The 17,184-nt window shown below is 69.8% G+C and carries 16 protein-coding genes; 12 read left to right on the forward strand and 4 right to left on the reverse strand.

Translation table 11 applies throughout. From position 1 onward, the window contains the following. The first annotated feature begins 328 nt into the window (after window positions 1-328). Window positions 329-541, forward strand: coding sequence for a hypothetical protein (locus IE145_RS15595; RefSeq protein WP_189525650.1), 213 nt, complete (start codon window positions 329-331; stop codon window positions 539-541). Window positions 542-594: 53 nt separating this feature from the next. Then, window positions 595-1,323, forward strand: a complete 729-nt coding sequence (locus tag IE145_RS15600) for a hypothetical protein (protein WP_189525651.1) — start codon at window positions 595-597, stop codon at window positions 1,321-1,323. A 470-nt stretch (window positions 1,324-1,793) separates the two neighbouring features. On the opposite strand, the gene IE145_RS15605 is transcribed toward IE145_RS15600, so the two are convergent. Both IE145_RS15605 and IE145_RS15610 read right to left on the reverse strand, forming a co-directional pair. Continuing rightward, window positions 1,794-2,303: a GNAT family N-acetyltransferase gene (locus tag IE145_RS15605; protein ID WP_229825576.1), complete on the reverse strand. Its 510-nt coding sequence runs from the start codon at window positions 2,301-2,303 to the stop codon at window positions 1,794-1,796. Window positions 2,304-2,328: 25 nt separating this feature from the next. Further along, complete coding sequence (locus IE145_RS15610; protein ID WP_189525652.1) at window positions 2,329-3,102, reverse strand: GntR family transcriptional regulator; 774 nt, start codon at window positions 3,100-3,102, stop codon at window positions 2,329-2,331. A gap of 112 nt (window positions 3,103-3,214) precedes the next feature. Between IE145_RS15610 and IE145_RS15615 the strand changes: the two genes are divergently transcribed. The 5 genes from IE145_RS15615 to IE145_RS15635 are packed head-to-tail and all read left to right on the forward strand — an operon-like array spanning window position 3,215 to window position 6,627. Continuing rightward, window positions 3,215-3,550: a hypothetical protein gene (locus IE145_RS15615; protein WP_229825577.1), complete on the forward strand. Its 336-nt coding sequence runs from the start codon at window positions 3,215-3,217 to the stop codon at window positions 3,548-3,550. Then, entirely contained in the window at window positions 3,547-3,759 is a 213-nt protein-coding gene (locus tag IE145_RS15620; RefSeq protein WP_189525653.1) for a hypothetical protein, read from the forward strand. Before IE145_RS15615 ends, IE145_RS15620 begins: the two co-directional genes overlap by 4 nt. Before the next feature lie 26 nt (window positions 3,760-3,785). Beyond that, window positions 3,786-5,198: a replication initiator protein RepSA gene (gene repSA, locus IE145_RS15625; RefSeq protein WP_189525748.1), complete on the forward strand. Its 1,413-nt coding sequence runs from the start codon at window positions 3,786-3,788 to the stop codon at window positions 5,196-5,198. Next, window positions 5,195-5,392, forward strand: a complete 198-nt coding sequence (locus tag IE145_RS15630) for a helix-turn-helix transcriptional regulator (protein WP_189525654.1) — start codon at window positions 5,195-5,197, stop codon at window positions 5,390-5,392. The genes repSA and IE145_RS15630 overlap by 4 nt, the downstream gene beginning before the upstream one ends. Further along, window positions 5,392-6,627, forward strand: coding sequence for a tyrosine-type recombinase/integrase (locus IE145_RS15635; RefSeq protein WP_189525655.1), 1,236 nt, complete (start codon window positions 5,392-5,394; stop codon window positions 6,625-6,627). Before IE145_RS15630 ends, IE145_RS15635 begins: the two co-directional genes overlap by 1 nt. A gap of 20 nt (window positions 6,628-6,647) precedes the next feature. Here IE145_RS15635 and IE145_RS15640 read toward each other — a convergent pair whose 3' ends face one another. Beyond that, window positions 6,648-7,598, reverse strand: a complete 951-nt coding sequence (locus IE145_RS15640) for a CAP domain-containing protein (RefSeq protein WP_189525656.1) — start codon at window positions 7,596-7,598, stop codon at window positions 6,648-6,650. 266 nt (window positions 7,599-7,864) lie between these two features. On the opposite strand from IE145_RS15640, the gene IE145_RS15645 reads away from it, so the two are divergent. The 4 genes from IE145_RS15645 to IE145_RS15660 all read left to right on the forward strand — a co-directional run bounded on the left by IE145_RS15645 (window position 7,865) and on the right by IE145_RS15660 (window position 14,628). After that, a complete protein-coding gene (locus tag IE145_RS15645) occupies window positions 7,865-8,146 on the forward strand; it encodes an acylphosphatase (RefSeq protein ID WP_065478485.1) in 282 nt (93 codons plus the stop codon). Between the two features lie 449 nt (window positions 8,147-8,595). Then, on the forward strand, window positions 8,596-8,808 hold the full coding sequence (locus IE145_RS15650; RefSeq protein ID WP_006127885.1) for a hypothetical protein: 213 nt from the start codon (window positions 8,596-8,598) through the stop codon (window positions 8,806-8,808). 356 nt (window positions 8,809-9,164) lie between these two features. Then, the gene (locus IE145_RS15655; RefSeq protein WP_189525657.1) at window positions 9,165-13,001 is read left to right on the forward strand and encodes an SMC hinge domain-related protein; all 3,837 of its coding nucleotides are present in this window, start codon (window positions 9,165-9,167) and stop codon (window positions 12,999-13,001) included. A gap of 205 nt (window positions 13,002-13,206) precedes the next feature. Then, window positions 13,207-14,628, forward strand: a complete 1,422-nt coding sequence (locus IE145_RS15660; RefSeq protein WP_189525658.1) for a sugar porter family MFS transporter — start codon at window positions 13,207-13,209, stop codon at window positions 14,626-14,628. A 69-nt stretch (window positions 14,629-14,697) separates the two neighbouring features. Here IE145_RS15660 and IE145_RS15665 read toward each other — a convergent pair whose 3' ends face one another. Then, entirely contained in the window at window positions 14,698-15,684 is a 987-nt protein-coding gene (locus IE145_RS15665; protein WP_189525659.1) for an LLM class flavin-dependent oxidoreductase, read from the reverse strand. Between the two features lie 208 nt (window positions 15,685-15,892). On the opposite strand from IE145_RS15665, the gene ftsY reads away from it, so the two are divergent. Then, complete coding sequence (gene ftsY, locus IE145_RS15670; protein ID WP_032770125.1) at window positions 15,893-17,098, forward strand: signal recognition particle-docking protein FtsY; 1,206 nt, start codon at window positions 15,893-15,895, stop codon at window positions 17,096-17,098. The last annotated feature ends 86 nt before the right edge of the window (window positions 17,099-17,184 follow it).

The raw sequence follows: 17,184 nt of genomic DNA on the forward strand, positions 1-17,184 counted from the left end.
CGTTTGGGTCTAGGGCGAAGTGACTGAACCTGCTAGCTTTGCAACTAGCCCTTAAATCTGGTGGATGTCCAGAGTCGAGCGACGATCTGCTCCTCTGAAACTCGGGCTAGTAGTGACTCTCCGTTAAGAGGAGAAGTGTCCATGATGCCCGGCGTGCTACGCTCCGTCGCTATGCTGATCTTCGATCACGGAGCGTAGCACGCCGGGCATCATGGACAACTCGTCATGCGTTTTCTTTGCTATAGCTTTACCTTAAGCTTGCCTGTTCGAAGAGAGGTAAGCGGCGCTAGAGGGTGCGCTGAGCCGCTTAGTCCCGTACTCTTACCGCATGACGACTCTGATGGATCCGCAGGTACGCGAACGTACCCGTGCGCGCCGGGTCGAGCTCTCGAAGGGTATTGGGGAGCCGACGGCCGGCGAGCGTCGTGCGCGCGAAGAGATCAGGGCTTCCTTTGACCGCCTGGATGGCAGTGATGGTGCATACCTCGCTCTGCTGACAGGGGCGTCAATCGAGGACCTTCGTCGCGTCGGTGCTGCCTGAGCGGAGTCTGTGAGTACGTGACCAGGCCTCGCCTTCGTCCCACTCTGCGTTGCGTGCAAGAGGACCTTGACCTTGATCTTCCGCCGATAGCGACTCCACTGCACGAGTTGGATCATCCTCTCGTCTCTCGCGCGCAACAGCAGGCTGATGTGGCGCCTACGGAGAAGATCGCCAGCATTGATGATGTAGTGCTGCTGAAGTGCAAGCCTGGTGGCTCGCGCTGGCGCGCGGCGGTCTGGGAAGACCAGGGTCAGGCCTTCGGGTGGCTCGTAGCTGCCGGGCAGCGAACCGCTGGAGCTCGGGACGACTTCTACCGTCAGCTGAGTGACAGGTGCATGCGAAAGCGCACTGCTCTCAACCGCGCTGGCGAGGACTTGGAGCCGGGCAAGCGGACGTACAGCAAGCATCTGCTGCCGCACGACGATGACCGACTTCGCTTGGAGGCTGAGCAGGCCTATCGACTCCTGCAGGATGCGCGCGAGAGTGTCCCACAGCTGGTCAAGGAAGCGAGAGGGAGCGCTGGGAGGCCCGTTCGTATCGAGGTCTTCGGCACAGCAGTCGAGGCGGTTGTGTACACCGTCGTCGGCAGCTTCGATGAGCTCTACCTTGGCTTGAGGGTCGTTGGCTCCGCGCCGGAGGGCGTTCATCACCTCATCTTGCAGCTAGCGGTACCCGAGGCTCTAGCTGATGACTGGGAGCCGATTGAGGCTCCACACAGGCCTGGCGAGTCTGGTGAGATCTTCTACTACACGCTGCTTGAAGTCCCAAAGCTGCGCGGCTGACTCGCAGCCCGTAGACGCTACTAAGCGCCAGTGGATGTGCCCGAGAGAGCTCCTTGCGGCCATCGTCCCACCACTCGCCCCGGTTCCCATCCCGTCCGCCTTCGACCCACACTTTGTGGAGCGGTCGTGGTTCAGGGCGTCAAGGTGAGCGCGCCACTGTACGAACGACCTTGACGCCCTGGGCCGCGACTGCTCGGCTCTGCCTGGGTCGAAGGTGGTCGGGATGGGAGCCCCCACGACGCTCGCCACGCTCCGGCCGGCACTCGCGAACGGTGCCCCGTCCATCCCGGAGTCTGAGCGCCCCCGCCGGGGGCATCCTCTTGAAGCCGCGGGCTTGGTTCTCGTCTCATGCCCCCGGGCCTATCCAGTTGTGGGCGCGCGTCGGCGGCGGCAGCGCCGAGCGGGCCGAAGGCAGGAGCGCGGGCGCAGCCGGGTGCCTTGATGAGGTAGAGAAACCTGTAACTTCCCAGCTAGCTGGCGGGCCAGACGTAGCACTTGGCGGGGATCTGCTGACCGTCTCCGAATTGGTGCGTGGCTCCACCGATGAACTGCCAGCCCAAGCGTTCGTAGAGGCGAATGGCTGCCTCATCCTTGTCCATCACGTCGAGCACAAGGCGTAGGCCGTTCTCCTCGGCGTAGTCCATGGCTGTGCGCATGAGGCTTTCGCCCACGGCGTGCTTCCGCGCAGATCGCACCACGAACAGCCGGGCCAGTACACCGATGCGGGATTCATCCTCTCCGCTCTGCTGCTGCCAGAGGGTGACGGCCTTCTCCCCCTCCGCCTTCATGATCGCGATATGCCCCACCAAGCCGTCCCGGTGAGCTACCCACGCCTTCACGACTCCCGGCGGCGTGATCCATGCCTCGGGGTCATCCACTCCTTCAACCGGATATCCGTCCGTCGAGTGGACGTCGATCAGGGCTGCCGCCGCTCCGGGAACGTCGGCATCTTCGATAGGGCGAATGCTGGTGTCAGCCACGCGAGTCCTCCAGCGGAGCAGTGGGCTAGGAAACGGGCAGCTCGTAGAGGAGCCCGGTTTGATCGGCGCGGTGCACGTATCGGGACACCTCGAAAGGCTCCGAGTTCTGATCCAGGCTCGTGTGGAGCACTTCGAGTACGGGCACCCCTGGCAACAAGTCGAGTACCCGGGCCTCTTCGGGTGAAGGCATCCGAGCACTGATCTCGTCGCGCACCCGCGTCATCACGTGGCCCAGCTCCTCCAGGCGGCCGTAGATCCCGTTCGGCCCTGACTTCGCCTGCATGAGGAGAGTCCCCTCCGCCTCTTCCCAGCGCAGATAGGTGGAGACGATCTGGACCGGCTCATCGTCCGCGAAGTAATGGTTCTCGCGGTGAACGACGCTCTCGCTGTCGGCCGGGACCTGGAGCCGCTCGGCAACATCAGGAGGCGGCACCTCGCGGGTAATGCTCAGGACGTCGATGCGCGGGACCTTGCCCTGCTTTTTGGCTTCCAGGCGGAACGGGGTGAGTCCGGTCTCCCGGTTCGCAAGTGAGTACCGGTCGCTACCGAAGCGGAAGAGGCGTTGCGGCTCGCGCACGAACACGCCGCGACCGTGCTTTGCAGTCACTAGCCCCTGCTCAGCCAGGAGGCGAATCGCTTCTCGCGCGGTGTTGCGCGCCGCTCCGTACTGCTCAGCCAAGGCTCGCTCGGATGGGAGCTTTTGGCCGGCCTCCAGCTCGCCCCGCTCGATCGAGGCGCGGAGTGCGTCAGCGATTCGGCGGCTGGCTGGTTGCTGGGAGGGGCGGTCGGATGCGGTCATGAGCCGAGCATACCAACTGGCTTAAGCCAGTAAGTGGCTCAAGCCAGTTGGGGGCGGTGTCCTACCGCCAAGCAGACACACCGCCCCCCTGTCCCATCAGGGAGCTTCCATCATGACTGCTTCTGCTGTGGTTGTGCGTCGTTCGGTGCTGGGTCGGGCCTGCCCGGCATGCGCGGAGTTGCGGTGCGCCGATCCGGCCGAGTGCCTGCACTTCCTGACCGCCCACCCGTGGGCGGACTGCTCGGAGTGCGCCGGGTCGGGCTGGGCCGGTGAGGACGACCACCTGTCGGTGTTCTGCTGGGCCTGCAACGGTTCCGGCCTGGAGGAGCACTCCGCCCGCTCCATCGCGCACGCGACCGTCAGCCCCCGGGCCCGCGTCCGCCACCAGGCCCACGTCGAGCGCCTGACCGCCCTGGTCTCCGGGTCCTCCGTGGCGGTGGCCGCGTGAGCTTCCCGGACGACGCCCTGCACGCGGCCGAGTGGGCCGATGAGATGCGTACCGAGCAGATCGGCATGTACCTCGACGCTCACGACGTCCGCCCCTACACCCGGTTCTTCACCGTGGTCGATGACGCGCACTACGCCGAGGAAGACGCCAAGGTGCGCGGCCTCTACCCGCCGATCGGCCACGGCTACCCGAAGGAGGACGACCAGTGACGTCCTTCCCCGTAGAGCCCTCGGCCGTGGCCGGTACCGCCGCGATCGTGGGCACCGACCCCCTGACCCTGGCGGACCTCTTACGGGTCGCCAACGCCCCCGGCTTCGACCGGTGGCAGGAGCAGGTCCGCCGTACCGGTGGCTGCTCGGACCCGATCCACCTGGAAGGCATGACCACCACCCGCGACGCCAAGTCCGGGCAGGTGCTCTACTCCTACAACACCCAGGGCGAACCCGGCGGTCGCCTCCGGGTCGCCTGCGGGAACCGGCGGGCCTCCCGCTGCCCCTCCTGCGCCTGGACCTACGCCGGAGACACCTTCCACCTCATCCGCGCCGGACTCACCGGTGACGTGGCCAAGGGGACCCCGGTCACGGTGCGCACGCACCCCAAGGTCTTCGCCACCCTCACCGCCCCGAGCTTCGGCCCGGTCCACAACCGGCCCACCAAGGGTGTCTGCCGGTGCGGCACCGACCACCCCGACGACTCCCCGCTCCTTGGCACCGCCCTGAACCCGACCACGTACGACTACGCGGGCGCGGTGCTGTGGAACAACCACGCCGGGGACCTCTGGCGACGGTTCACCATCTACCTCCGCCGGGAGGTCGCCGCCCGCGCCGGCCTTTCCCAGAAAGCCGCCGCCGAGGTCTGCCGGGTCTCCTTCGGGAAGGTCGCGGAGTTCCAGAAAAGGGGCGCGGTCCACTTCCACGCCATCGTCCGCCTCGACGGCCCCGAAGGCCCCGACACCCCGCCCCCCGGCTGGGCCAGCACCACCCTCCTCACCGACGCGATCCAGGCGGCTGCCGCCCGCGCCACGCTCCCCCTCCCCGCCTCCGGCGACCACCCCGCCCGGACCCTCGACTGGGGCACCCAGGTAGACGTACGGCCCATCGGCGCCGGGAGCGCGAACGACGACCTGTCGGAGGAAGCGGTGGCCGCGTACGTGGCGAAGTACGCCACCAAAGCCGCCGAGACCACCGGCACCGTCGACCGCCGCATCGGGGAGCTGGGCGAGCTGGACAAGCTCACCGACCTGCCCGACCACGCCCGCCGCCTGATCGAAGCCTGCTACGCCCTGGACGACGCCTACCCGGACCGGATGCTGTGGCGCTGGGCCCACATGCTCGGCTTCCGCGGGCACTTCTCCACCAAGTCCCGCGCTTACTCCACCACCCTCGGCGCACTGCGCCAGGTGAGGGCCGACTACCGGGCCCGCCAGGAACGCCGCGAACGGGGCCTGCCTGATCCGGACGACGCCCCGGAGGGCTCCACACTGACCCTCGCCCACTGGACGTATGCCGGGCACGGCCACACCCCCGGCGAGTCCTGGCTCGTTGCCACGATCGCCCGCGATATCCAGACCGGCCGCACCACCGCCCGCGAGGCTCGGGCGGAACTCGAAGACCTGGACCACCTCGACGCGGCGGAGGTGTGGGCGTGAGGCGACCGCTGCCCGACCGCTACCTGACCCCGCTCGACCTGGCTGACCTCCTGGGCGTGCCCGTCGAGACGGTCTACCAGTGGCGCCGTAAGGACACCGGTCCCCGCGGCTTCCGCGTCGGCCGACACCTGCGCTACGACCCCGAAGACGTCCGCACTTGGGTCGCCACCCTCATGGACAAGGAAGCCGCCTGATGGCCGGACACATCCAAGACCGCTGGTACAAGACCCAACCCGGACCGAGCGGCAAGGCCGTGCGGGTCAAGACCGACCGCCACGGCGTCGGCCTGCGCTACCGCGCCCGCTACATCGGCCCCGACGGCACCGAGAAGTCCAAGAGCTTCCCCGACAAGCAGAAGCGCAAGGCTGAGACCTGGTTGTCCAACGTCGAAGCCGACATGTCCCGTGGCGACTACATCGCGCCGGAGGCAGGCAAGGTCACCTTCGAGCAGTACGCGACGCGGTGGATGAAGACGCAGATGACCGACCCGGCGACCCGTGAAGCCGTCGAGATGCGGTTGAGGCTGCACGCCCTCCCGCATATCGGTAAGCGGCCTATCGGGTCGTTCAACCCGACGCACCTTCGTCTCTGGATGCGGGGCCTGGAAGACGCGGGCCTGTCCGCCGCGTACCGGCGCGGGATCTTCGCTCATGTATCGACGGTCTTCACGGCCGCAGTCGAGGACCGAGTCATCCGGGCGAATCCGTGCTCGGCGCGATCGGTCAAGGCTCCCCGTCTCGATCCCCGAAAGATCAAGCCCTGGCCCTCCGAGCGCGTCAAGGCTGTTCGGGAAGCGCTGCCGGAGAAGTACCGCGCAATGGTGGACCCCGCTGCCGGATGCGGCCTGCGTCAGGGGGAGGTGTTCGGGCTCGCGGTTGAGGACGTGGACTTCCTCGGTGGCGTCCTCCACGTGGTCCGGCAAGTCAAGCTGCTCCGGGGGCGACCCGTCTTCGCTCCGCCCAAGGGAGGGAAGGAGCGGGACGTTCCTCTGCCCGAGTCCATCGCCTTCGGGTTGGCCGGCCACCTGACGCGGATGCCTGCTGCCGAGGTGACGTTGCCGTGGAAGATGTTGGATGGCCCGCCGGTCACTGCGGCGCTGATCTTCCGGAGCTCTGAGGGGCACGCGCTGAACCGCAACAAGTTCAACGATCGTCAGTGGCGGCCCGCTCTGCGTGCTGCTGGTGTGGCTGAGGGGCGGGACAACGGGATGCACGCGCTACGGCACTTCTACGCGTCGGTGCTCCTGGACGCGGGGGAGAGCATCAAGGCTCTGAGCGAATACCTGGGGCATCACGACCCCGGTTTCACGCTGCGGACCTACACCCACCTGATGCCGTCGAGCGAGACCCGCACGCGCGCCGCCGTAGACGCAGTCTGGGCCGCCCCGGTCACCGATGACGGCCCGGAGACGGCCCAGAAGGGGCTATAGGTCGTTGACCTGCGGGATTCTCAGAAGCCGAAGTTCTGGACCCACCACGGTCCGCCGGAGCCCTCGTGGACACCGATGCCGATGGTCTTGTAGTCGCAATTGAGAATGTTCGCCCGGTGGCCTTCGCTGTTCATCCAGCCCTCCATCACGGCCCGGGCGTCCGCCTGCCCGCGGGCGATGTTCTCCGCCGCCAGCCCCTGGACGCCCGCCTGCGCGGCACGGTCCCACGGGGTGTCGCCGTCCGGGTCCGTGTGGTCGAAGAAGCCGCGGGCCGCCATGTCCTCGCTGAAGTTCTGGGCGAGGGAGGTCAGCGGGGCGCTGGTGGACAGCGGTGAGCAGCCGACCTTCGCGCGCTCCTGGTTCACCAGGGCCAGCACCTCGCTGCGTGCGGAGGCGTCGGTCGGGGAAGGGCTCGGCTTCTTGCTGGGCGGCGGGGCGGTGGAGGTCTTCGGGGGCGCCGGGGTCTTGCTCGCCGGGGCGGAGCTCTTCTCCGGGGCCGAGGTGGGGGCCTGCGACTTCTTCGACGGGGTGGCGGCCGGCTTCTTCGACGTGGAGGGCGCGGCCGACTTCGACGGTGCCTTGGAGGTCTTCGAGGGCGACGGCGTCTTGGACGGGGTCTTCGACGGCGACTTGCTCGGCGCCTCCGGACGCTCGCTGCCCCGGCTGGCGGGGGCGGAGGACCGGTCGGCCGGCGCGGTGGAGCTGCCGCCCTGCGTCAGCAGGTCCGGCGCACCGCCCGTGCGCACCTGGTCGGCGGCGGTGGGGGAGCCGGTGGTGTACGTGTCGCCGCCGGGGACCAGACCCGAGGCGACGGCCACGGCGCCGACTGCCACGGCCGCTGAGACGCCGAGGAGCCCGGTCCGGATCGGCACGGCGGACTTCTTCCGGCGTGTGCCCCGGCCCCGGGAAGCGGATCCGGCCGCGGGCTGCTCAGCGGCGGGGCCTGCGGCGGATCGTCGGTGGCGTCCCATGCGCTGTGCCTTCCTGATTCTCCGGACGTCGTTGCGACGTCACGCGACTGCCCCGTTTGCTGAAGCTGAACGGCCCCGATGATCGAATGCGACCCGGCGGGAAGCGAATGATGCTTGATCGACTTTTCGGTCGACGCCCGTCACTCTTCCGGTACTCACTCGTCCGGTACTCACCCGATCGAGTGAGGCTGTTGCGACGGGACTGTAGCCCATGAGTGAAAGGGGGCGGCGTGCTTTTTGAGCAATTGGCCGGTTAGCGTTCGGGCATGAACGAAGAAGCACGCCTCGTCGTCTGGGTACGCGGCCGAGTACAGCAAGTAGGCTTCCGTTGGTTCACCAGGGCAAACGCTTTGGAGATCGGCGGGCTCATCGGGTTCGCCCTCAATCTCGACGACGGCAGAGTGCAGATCGTGGCCGAAGGGCGGCGTGAGAATTGCCACCGTCTGCTGGACTGGCTGCGGTCCGACGACACACCCGGGCGCGTGGACGGCGTCACTGAGATCTGGGACACCCCGCGCGGTGGATACGACGGGTTCGCCATCCGCTGATCCGGCTCGGAGCGACCCCTTCCGATCCGCTCCGTGAACGCCCTGCGCCGAACCGTCACCGGAACCCCGCCCTCGCCTCCGCCCGGCCCTCGCACCCGAAATGACCTGCGGCGGGACCCGGAGGAGACCGATGGTTGCCAGATGCGGAATGTCGTGCAAGGCTGCGGCATTGACGAAGATCCGCGCACCCCTCGGGGTCCCGCAGGAGAGCCGCGCCGCAAGATCGTCCAGCCGCGCGCCCCCGGGACACCCGGGCACACAGGGTGTGATCGTGTTGACCGTCAAACTTTTTGGTGAGACGCTGAAAACCCCGCGCACCTTAGCTGTTCGGTAGAGCTGATTAGCAGCAGAACCGCAGTGGTGACAGAGCCCTGCCGAGCACCGCGGGTGCGATTCCCTGACGACCCACACCGCATCGGTCGGTCACTCATTGTGGAGGACCATCCATCATGGCAAAGGCGCTTCTCGGTTACGTCGGCGGTTCCGACCCGCGACTCCTCGCCGAGATGCGACGGCTCCAGCAGCGCGTCCAGGACCTGGAATCCGAGCTCACCCGGATCCAGGACGAGAACGACGCGCTCAACGCCGCCGCCCAGCACCAGGAGTCGCTGCTCGACAGCATCGACATCGACGTACCCCAGGGCGAGCCTGCACTGACCTGACCGTGACGGACCCTTCGGGCCGGTCGGGCCGGGCACGCTCAGTAGCCTCGGAATCTCTTTGATCCGTCCTGCGTCACGGATCGCCGTCCCCGAACACCGGGGTCCCCGCACCGCCGGGGATGCTGATGTCCGGTCGTACGACGATGCACGGCGCGGGCCACCGTTGGATGAACGGCGACGCCGGCAGCACAGCGGAGCCGACAAGATTCACAGGGACGCTTCGGCGTCCCTTTTTCTTTGCCCGACGGTCTTCCTTGCCCGACGGCCACCCCCGGGCCTGCCCCCCTTCGCTTACCGTCTGATGTGCCCTGCACCTTCATCAGCGAAACCGAGAGCGAAAGGTAGAGTCCGGCGGCGTGCACCTCAAGGCCCTGACCCTGCGTGGTTTCAAATCGTTCGCGTCCGCCACCACCCTGCGGTTCGAACCGGGGATCACCTGCGTCGTCGGACCCAATGGATCCGGCAAATCCAATGTGGTGGACGCGCTCTCCTGGGTCATGGGGGAACAAGGGGCCAAATCCCTGCGCGGCGGCAAGATGGAAGACGTGATCTTCGCCGGGACGACCGGGCGACCGCCGCTCGGCCGCGCGGAAGTGTCACTGACGATCGACAATTCCGACGGCGCATTGCCCATCGAGTACGCCGAGGTGACGATCACTCGGATCATGTTCCGCAATGGCGGCAGCGAATACCAGATCAACGGCGACACCTGCCGGCTGCTCGACATCCAGGAACTCCTCTCCGACTCCGGTATCGGGCGCGAGATGCACGTCATCGTCGGACAGGGCCAGTTGGACTCCGTCCTGCACGCCGACCCGATGGGCCGCAGGGCCTTCATCGAGGAAGCCGCGGGCGTGCTCAAGCACCGCAAGCGGAAAGAGAAGGCGCTGCGGAAACTCGACGCGATGGGCGCCAATCTGGCCCGCGTCCAGGACCTCACCGACGAACTGCGCCGCCAGCTCAAACCGCTCGGCCGGCAGGCCGCCGTCGCCCGCCGGGCCGCCGTCATCCAGGCCGATCTGCGCGACGCCCGGCTCCGGCTCCTCGCCGACGACCTGGTGACCCTGCGGGACGCGCTGCGCGACGAGATCGCCGACGAGGCCGAGCTGAAGAAGCGCAAGGACGCGGCCGAGGCCGAGCTGAGGACGGCGCTCGCCCGGGAGGCCGAGCTGGAGGGCGAGGTGCGCCGCCTCGCGCCCCGGCTTCAGCGCGCCCAGCAGACCTGGTACGAGCTCTCCCAGCTCGCCGAGCGGGTCCGCGGCACGATCTCGCTCGCCGACGCCCGGGTCCGCAGCGCCTCCCAGGCGCCCGCCGAGGAGCGCCGCGGTCGCGACCCCGAGGACCTGGAGCGCGAGGCGGCCCGGATCCGCGAGCAGGAGGCGGAGCTGACGGCGTCCCTGGAGGCGGCCGAACACGCGCTGGAGGACACCGTCGCCCACCGCGCCGATCTGGAACGCGAACTGGCCGCCGAGGAACGCCGGCTCAAGGACGCGGCCCGCGCCATCGCCGACCGGCGCGAAGGGCTCGCCCGGCTGAACGGCCAGGTCAACGCGGCCCGCAGCCGGGCCGGTTCGGCCCAGGCCGAGATCGACCGGCTGGCGGCCTCCCGCGACGAGGCCCAGGAGCGCGCGGTCACCGCCCAGGAGGAGTACGAGCAGCTCAAGGCCGAGGTCGAAGGGCTGGACGGCGTCGACGAGGAACTGACCGCCCGCCACGAGGAGGCCAAGCGGGCCCTGACCGAGGCCCAGGCCGCCCACAGCACGGCCCGCGACGAGGCCACCGCGGCCGAGCGCAGGCGGGCGGCGGTCGCGGCCCGGCACGAGGCACTGGCCCTCGGGCTCCGCCGCAAGGACGGCACGGGCGCGCTGCTCGGCGCCCGTGACCGGTTGGCCGGACTCCTCGGCCCCGCCGCCGAACTGCTGACCGTCGAGCCCGGGTACGAGATCCCGGTCGCGGCCGCCCTCGGCACGGCGGCGGACGCGGTGGCCGTCACGGACCCGGCCACCGCCGCCGCCGCGATCCGGCTGCTGCGCGAACGGGACGCCGGGCGCGCGGCGATGCTGCTGGGTGGGGAGCCGGTGCCCGTACCGGGGCAGGGCGGCGAACAGGTGCCGGGCGCGGAGTGCGCCGCCGCCCAGCTGCCCGCGCAGAGCGGTGTGCCGGGCGGTGCGGAGAGCGGTGTGCCGGGCGGTACGGAAGCTGGTGTGCCGGGCGGCATGGAGAGCGGTGTGCCGGGCGGTGCGGAAGCTGGTGTGCCGGCCGGTTCGGAGACCGGTGTGCCGGGCGGCACGGAAGCCGGTGTGCCGGGTGGTACGGATGCCGGTGTGCCGGCTGGTACGGATGCCGGAGCCGGTGCCCACGGCCGTACCGGGAGCGCCACCCTCACCACCACCGCGCCCGCCGTCGCCGACCTCGTGCGCGGGCCCGCCGCGCTGGTCGGGGCTGTCCGCCGCCTCGTCGCGGACATGGTGGTCGTCGCGACGCTGGAGGACGCCGAGGAACTGGTCGCCGCACACCCCGGGCTGGCCGCGGTGACCGGGGAGGGGGACGTGCTCTCCGCCCACTTCGCGCACGGCGGGTCGGCCGGGGCGCCCAGCCTGCTGGAGGTGCAGGCATCCGTCGACGAGGCCGCCGCCGAACTGGCCGAGCTGGCCGTACGGTGCGAGGAGCTGGCCGAGGCCCAGCGCCGGGCGGGGCAGCGGCGCACCGAGCAGGCCGCGCTCGTCGAGGAGCTGGGGGAGCGCCGCCGGGCGGCCGAGCGGGAGAAGTCCGGCTTCGCCCAGCAGCTCGGGCGGCTCGCCGGGACGGCCCGGAGCGCGGCGGGCGAGGCCGAGCGCATGACCGCCTCCGCCGCCCGCGCCCAGGAAGCCCTGGAGCGGGCCACCGAGGAGGCCGAGGAGCTGGCCGAGCGGCTGCTGGTCGCCGAGGAGACGCCGGCCGAGGAGGAGCCCGACACCTCCGTACGGGACCGGCTCGCCGCCGACGGCGCCAACGCCCGCCAGACCGAGATGGAGGCCCGGCTCCAGGCCCGTACGCACGAGGAGCGGGTCAAGGCGCTGGCCGGGCGCGCCGATGGGCTGGACCGGGCCGCCCGCGCCGAACGCGAGGCGCGCACCCGTGCCGAACAGCGCCGCGCCCGCCTGCGGTACGAGTCCGAGGTCGCCTCCGCCGTGGCCTCGGGCGCCCGTCAGCTGCTGGCGCACGTCGAGGTGTCCCTCGTCCGGGCCGACCAGGAGCGGACGTCGGCCGAGGCGGCGAAGGGCGAGCGGGAGCGCGAGCTGGCCGTCGAGCGCGACCGGGGCCGGGAGCTGAAGGGCGAGCTGGACAAACTCACCGACTCGGTCCACCGGGGCGAGGTGCTGGGTGCGGAGAAGCGGCTGCGGATCGAGCAGCTGGAGACGAAGGCCCTGGAGGAGCTGGGCGTGGAGCCGGCGGGGCTGATCTCCGAGTACGGGCCCGATCAGCTGGTGCCGCCGTCGCCCGCCGCCGAGGGCGAGGAGCTGCCGGAGGATCCGGAGCACCCGCGCAACCAGCCGAAGCCGTACCGGCGGCCCGAGCAGGAGAAGCGGCTGCGCTCGGCCGAACGGGCGTACCAGCAACTCGGGAAGGTGAATCCGCTCGCGCTGGAGGAGTTCTCGGCGCTGGAGGAACGGCACAAGTTCCTGTCCGAGCAGCTTGAAGACCTGAAGAAGACCCGGGCCGATCTGCTCCAGGTGATCAAGGAGGTCGACGAGCGGGTCGAGCAGGTCTTCACCGAGGCCTACCACGACACCGCCCGGCAGTTCGAGGGCGTCTTCTCCCGGCTCTTCCCCGGCGGCGAGGGCCGGCTCATCCTCACCGACCCGGACAACATGCTGACCACCGGCGTGGACGTCGAGGCCCGCCCGCCGGGCAAGAAGGTGAAGCGGCTCTCCCTGCTGTCGGGCGGCGAACGCTCCCTGACGGCGGTGGCGCTGCTGGTCTCGATCTTCAAGGCCCGGCCCAGTCCGTTCTACGTGATGGACGAGGTCGAGGCCGCGCTCGACGACACCAATCTGCAGCGGCTGATCCGGATCATGGAGGAGCTCCAGGAGAGCTCGCAGCTGATCGTGATCACCCACCAGAAGCGGACGATGGAGGTCGCCGACGCGCTGTACGGCGTGTCCATGCAGGGCGACGGGGTCTCGAAGGTCATCAGCCAGCGGCTGCGCTGACTCTTTACCGAATCATCAGAGGTTCAACGCACCTTTTGCGCACCTCGGGGTACACGGCACCAGACCCGCTGTTTGACTTCGTTTCTTGAACGCATACCCTCTGCAAAGTTGACTTGGTCTTCAAGTGGTGGCGAGACCGATGGTGTGCGCCACTGGGAAGGCTCACACCCCACGTCTGCCCCCCGGCCAGGCATCAGGAGTTCACGTGACCAGCAGCACAGCGAACGGACCCGAGTCCGGGGCGAGGGCGGCCCACCCGGAGCACCTCGGCCACGTCATCTTCATCACCGCGGCCGCGGCGATGGGCGGCTTTCTCTTCGGCTACGACAGCTCCGTCATCAACGGCGCCGTCGAGGCGATCCGCGACCGGTACGACATCGGATCCGGAACGCTCGCCCAGGTCATCGCCATCGCGCTGATCGGCTGTGCGATCGGCGCCGCCACGGCCGGCCGGATCGCGGACCGGATCGGCCGCATCCGCTGCATGCAGATCGCCTCGGTGCTCTTCACCGCCAGCGCGATCGGCTCCGCACTGCCGTTCGCGCTCTGGGACCTGGCGATGTGGCGCATCATCGGCGGCTTCGCCATCGGCATGGCCTCCGTGATCGGCCCGGCCTACATCGCCGAGGTCTCCCCGCCCGCCTACCGCGGTCGGCTCGGCTCCTTCCAGCAGGCCGCGATCGTCATCGGCATCGCCGTCTCCCAGCTGGTCAACTACGCCGTCCTCCAGATCGCCGACGGCGACCAGCGCGGCGAGATCCTGGGCCTGGAGGCCTGGCAGTGGATGCTCGGCGTGATGGTCGTTCCGGCAGTCCTCTACGGGCTTCTCTCCTTCGCCATCCCCGAGTCCCCGCGCTTCCTCATCTCGGTCGGCAAGAAGGCCGAGGCCCGCAAGATCCTCGAAGAGGTCGAGGGCGACAAGATCGACCTCGACGCGCGCGTGACCGAGATCGAGACGGCCATGCACCGCGAGCACAAGTCCTCCTTCAAGGACCTGCTCGGCAACCGCTTCTTCTTCCTGCCGATCGTCTGGGTCGGCATCGGCCTCTCGATGTTCCAGCAGCTCGTCGGCATCAACGTGGCGTTCTACTACTCGGCGACGCTGTGGCAGTCCGTCGGCATCGACCCGACCGACTCGTTCTTCTACTCGTTCACCACCTCGATCATCAACATCATCGGCACGGTGATCGCGATGGTGCTGGTCGACCGGGTGGGCCGCAGGCCGCTCGCCCTCGTCGGCTCCATCGGCATGGCGGTCGCGCTCGCCGTCGAGGCCTGGGCCTTCTCCGCCGACCTCGTCGACGGCAAGCTCCCCACCGCCCAGGGCGCGACGGCGCTGGTCGCCGCCCACGTCTTCGTACTCTTCTTCGCCCTGTCGTGGGGCGTCGTCGTCTGGGTCTTCCTGGGTGAGATGTTCCCCAACCGCCTGCGCGCCGCCGCCCTCGGCGTCGCCGTCTTCGCGCAGTGGATGGCCAACTGGGCGATCACCGCCAGCTTCCCGAGCCTGGCCGACTGGAACCTCTCGGGGACGTACATCATCTACGCCTGCTTCGCCGTGCTCTCGATCCCCTTCGTGCTCAAGTTCGTGAGGGAGACCAAGGGCAAAACGCTGGAGGAGATGGGCTGACCCTCCCCCGTACGGGAGGAGACGGGCTCATCCCCGCTGCCCCTCTCCTTCTTCACCGGCGGCCCCGGCTCACGCCTGAGCCGGGGCCGCCGGCCTTTCCCGGGCCAGGGCGTCGCAGAACAGCCGCAGACTCCGCCACCCCTCCTCCACCGGCATCCCGCCGCACAGCGGATGCAGCACCAGGCTCTCGGCGCCCGGCCCCGCCAGCTCTCCCGGCGTGACGATCCGGTACACCCCCTCCTCGCGCAGCTCCGCCACCGTCGTCGCCGCCGAGCGCACCGCCGAGCGGATGTCCTCGGACTGCCAGGAGGCGTACGTCCGCGCCTCGTGGAGCAGGTGCTCCCCGTACAGCGCCCACGTCCGCTCCGGGTCCTCGGAGACGTGCAGCAGCGGGGTGCGCTCCGCGGGCATCATGCAGAAGCCCCCCGTCCCGTGGGCCGCGCACCGCTCCCGGTAGTACGCCTCCAGCTCCGGCAGATGCGCGCTCGGGAACAGCGGCAGCCCCAGCCGGGCCGCCCGCCGCGCCGCCGCCCGCGAGCTGCCGCCGACCAGCAGCATCGGGTGCGGCCGTGTGTACGGGCGCGGGGTGACGCGTACCGTACGGCCCCGGTACGGGAACGGCTCACTGGTCCACGCCGCCAGCAGGGTCTCCAGCAGCTCGTCCTGGAGCCTGCCGCGCCGGCCCCACTCCGCCCCGGCCCGCTCGTACTCCTCCGGGCGGTAGCCGATCCCCGCCACCGTCACCAGCCGGCCCGCGCTGAGCAGGTCCAGCACCGCGATGTCCTCCGCGAGCCGCAGCGGATCGTGCAGCGGCCCGATGATCGCCGAGACGGTCACCGCGATCCGGCGGGTGGCGCCGAAGACCGCTCCGGCGAAGGTGAACGGGGACGGCAGCCAGGAGTCCGCCACCCCGTGGTGCTCCTCGGTCTGCACCGTGTCGACGCCGTGCTCGTCCGCGTACGCCGCCATCTCCAGGGCGGCGCGGTAGCGGGCCGAGAGCGATACGGGGGTGGCGTCGGGCTCGACGAGATTGAACCGGACCACTGTGAAGGCCATCGGGGGCGTCCCTTCGCCGGAGCGGGCGGCTGTACGGGCAGGCGGGCGGACTGCGCGATCGGGCGGCCGCACCGTACCTGACGGGGCGTCAGAAGTGTAGGGGTCCATGTCTGCATTACGGCCAAAAGGTGCATAGAGGGGCCATCGGATCGCCGGGGGACTCCGGGGCAGCGCCCGCGGGACGGCCGTGGCCGATACTGGACGGGTTATGGAACTCGTCGAAATCGTCATCCTCGCTGTAGTCATCGCCCTGGTCGCTGTCGGCCTGGTCGGCGGGCTCGTGGTCGGCAGCCGCAAGAAGAAGCAGCTGCCGCCCCCGCCCCCGAGCACGCCGACCATCACCCCTCCCGCCGAACCGCAGGTCGGCGAGGAGGCCGAGACGCCGCGCGACGAAGCGCGGCGCACCATCGACGAAGTCGGCCTCCCGGACGCCACCGCGCCCGTGGAGGAGGAGGCTCCGGTCGCCGAGGCCCCCGCGCTGGAGGTCCCCGAGCCCACCGCCGGCCGGCTCGTCCGCCTGCGCGCCCGGCTCGCCCGCTCGCAGAACTCGCTCGGCAAGGGGCTTCTCACCCTGCTCTCCCGGGACAACCTCGACGAGGACACCTGGGAGGAGATCGAGGACACCCTCCTCACCGCCGACGTCGGCGTCGCCCCCACCCAGGAGCTGGTCGAGCGGCTTCGTGAGCGCGTCCGCGTGCTCGGCACCCGTACCCCGGAAGAGCTGCGCACCCTGCTCCGCGAGGAGCTGATCACCCTGCTCGGCCCGGACTTCGACCGCGAGGTCAAGACCGAGGGCGGCGCGGAGACCCCCGGCGTCGTCATGGTCGTCGGCGTCAACGGCACCGGCAAGACCACCACCACCGGCAAGCTGGCCCGGGTGCTCGTCGCCGACGGCCGCAGCGTGGTGCTCGGCGCGGCCGACACCTTCCGCGCCGCCGCCGCCGACCAGCTCCAGACCTGGGGCGAGCGCGTCGGGGCCCGTACGGTCCGGGGTCCCGAGGGCGGCGACCCGGCGTCGATCGCCTACGACGCGGTCAAGGAAGGCATCGCCGAGGGCGCGGACGTCGTCCTCATCGACACCGCGGGCCGGCTGCACACCAAGACCGGCCTCATGGACGAGCTGGGCAAGGTCAAGCGCGTCGTGGAGAAGCACGGCCCGCTGGACGAGGTGCTCCTCGTCCTCGACGCCACCACCGGCCAGAACGGTCTCGTCCAGGCCCGGGTGTTCGCGGAGGTCGTGGACATCACCGGCATCGTCCTCACCAAGCTCGACGGCACCGCCAAGGGCGGCATCGTCATCGCGGTCCAGCGCGAGCTGGGCGTACCGGTGAAGCTGATCGGCCTCGGCGAGGGTCCGGACGACCTCGCCCCGTTCGAGCCGGGCGCCTTCGTGGACGCCCTGATCGGCGACTGAACCGCCCCGCATCCGGTACGGCGGACGGGCGGCGGCTCCCGCGAGGAGCCCGCCGCCCGTCCGCCGTTTCCGTGTCCGCTCAGGGC

It is taken from the genome of Streptomyces sindenensis (assembly GCF_014649035.1).
In the GTDB taxonomy this organism is placed as follows: domain Bacteria; phylum Actinomycetota; class Actinomycetes; order Streptomycetales; family Streptomycetaceae; genus Streptomyces; species Streptomyces sindenensis.

Bases quoted from the DNA above. Each gene is read 5' to 3' on its own strand.
- IE145_RS15595 (WP_189525650.1), top strand. From the start codon at position 329: ATGACGACTCTGATGGATCCGCAGGTACGCGAACGTACCCGTGCGCGC.
- IE145_RS15610 (WP_189525652.1), bottom strand. From the start codon at position 3,102: ATGACCGCATCCGACCGCCCCTCCCAGCAACCAGCCAGCCGCCGAATC.
- IE145_RS15615 (WP_229825577.1), top strand. From the start codon at position 3,215: ATGACTGCTTCTGCTGTGGTTGTGCGTCGTTCGGTGCTGGGTCGGGCC.
- IE145_RS15635 (WP_189525655.1), top strand. From the start codon at position 5,392: ATGGCCGGACACATCCAAGACCGCTGGTACAAGACCCAACCCGGACCG.
- IE145_RS15640 (WP_189525656.1), bottom strand. From the start codon at position 7,598: ATGGGACGCCACCGACGATCCGCCGCAGGCCCCGCCGCTGAGCAGCCC.
- IE145_RS15645 (WP_065478485.1), top strand. From the start codon at position 7,865: ATGAACGAAGAAGCACGCCTCGTCGTCTGGGTACGCGGCCGAGTACAG.
- IE145_RS15650 (WP_006127885.1), top strand. From the start codon at position 8,596: ATGGCAAAGGCGCTTCTCGGTTACGTCGGCGGTTCCGACCCGCGACTC.
- IE145_RS15665 (WP_189525659.1), bottom strand. From the start codon at position 15,684: ATGGCCTTCACAGTGGTCCGGTTCAATCTCGTCGAGCCCGACGCCACC.
- ftsY (WP_032770125.1), top strand. From the start codon at position 15,893: ATGGAACTCGTCGAAATCGTCATCCTCGCTGTAGTCATCGCCCTGGTC.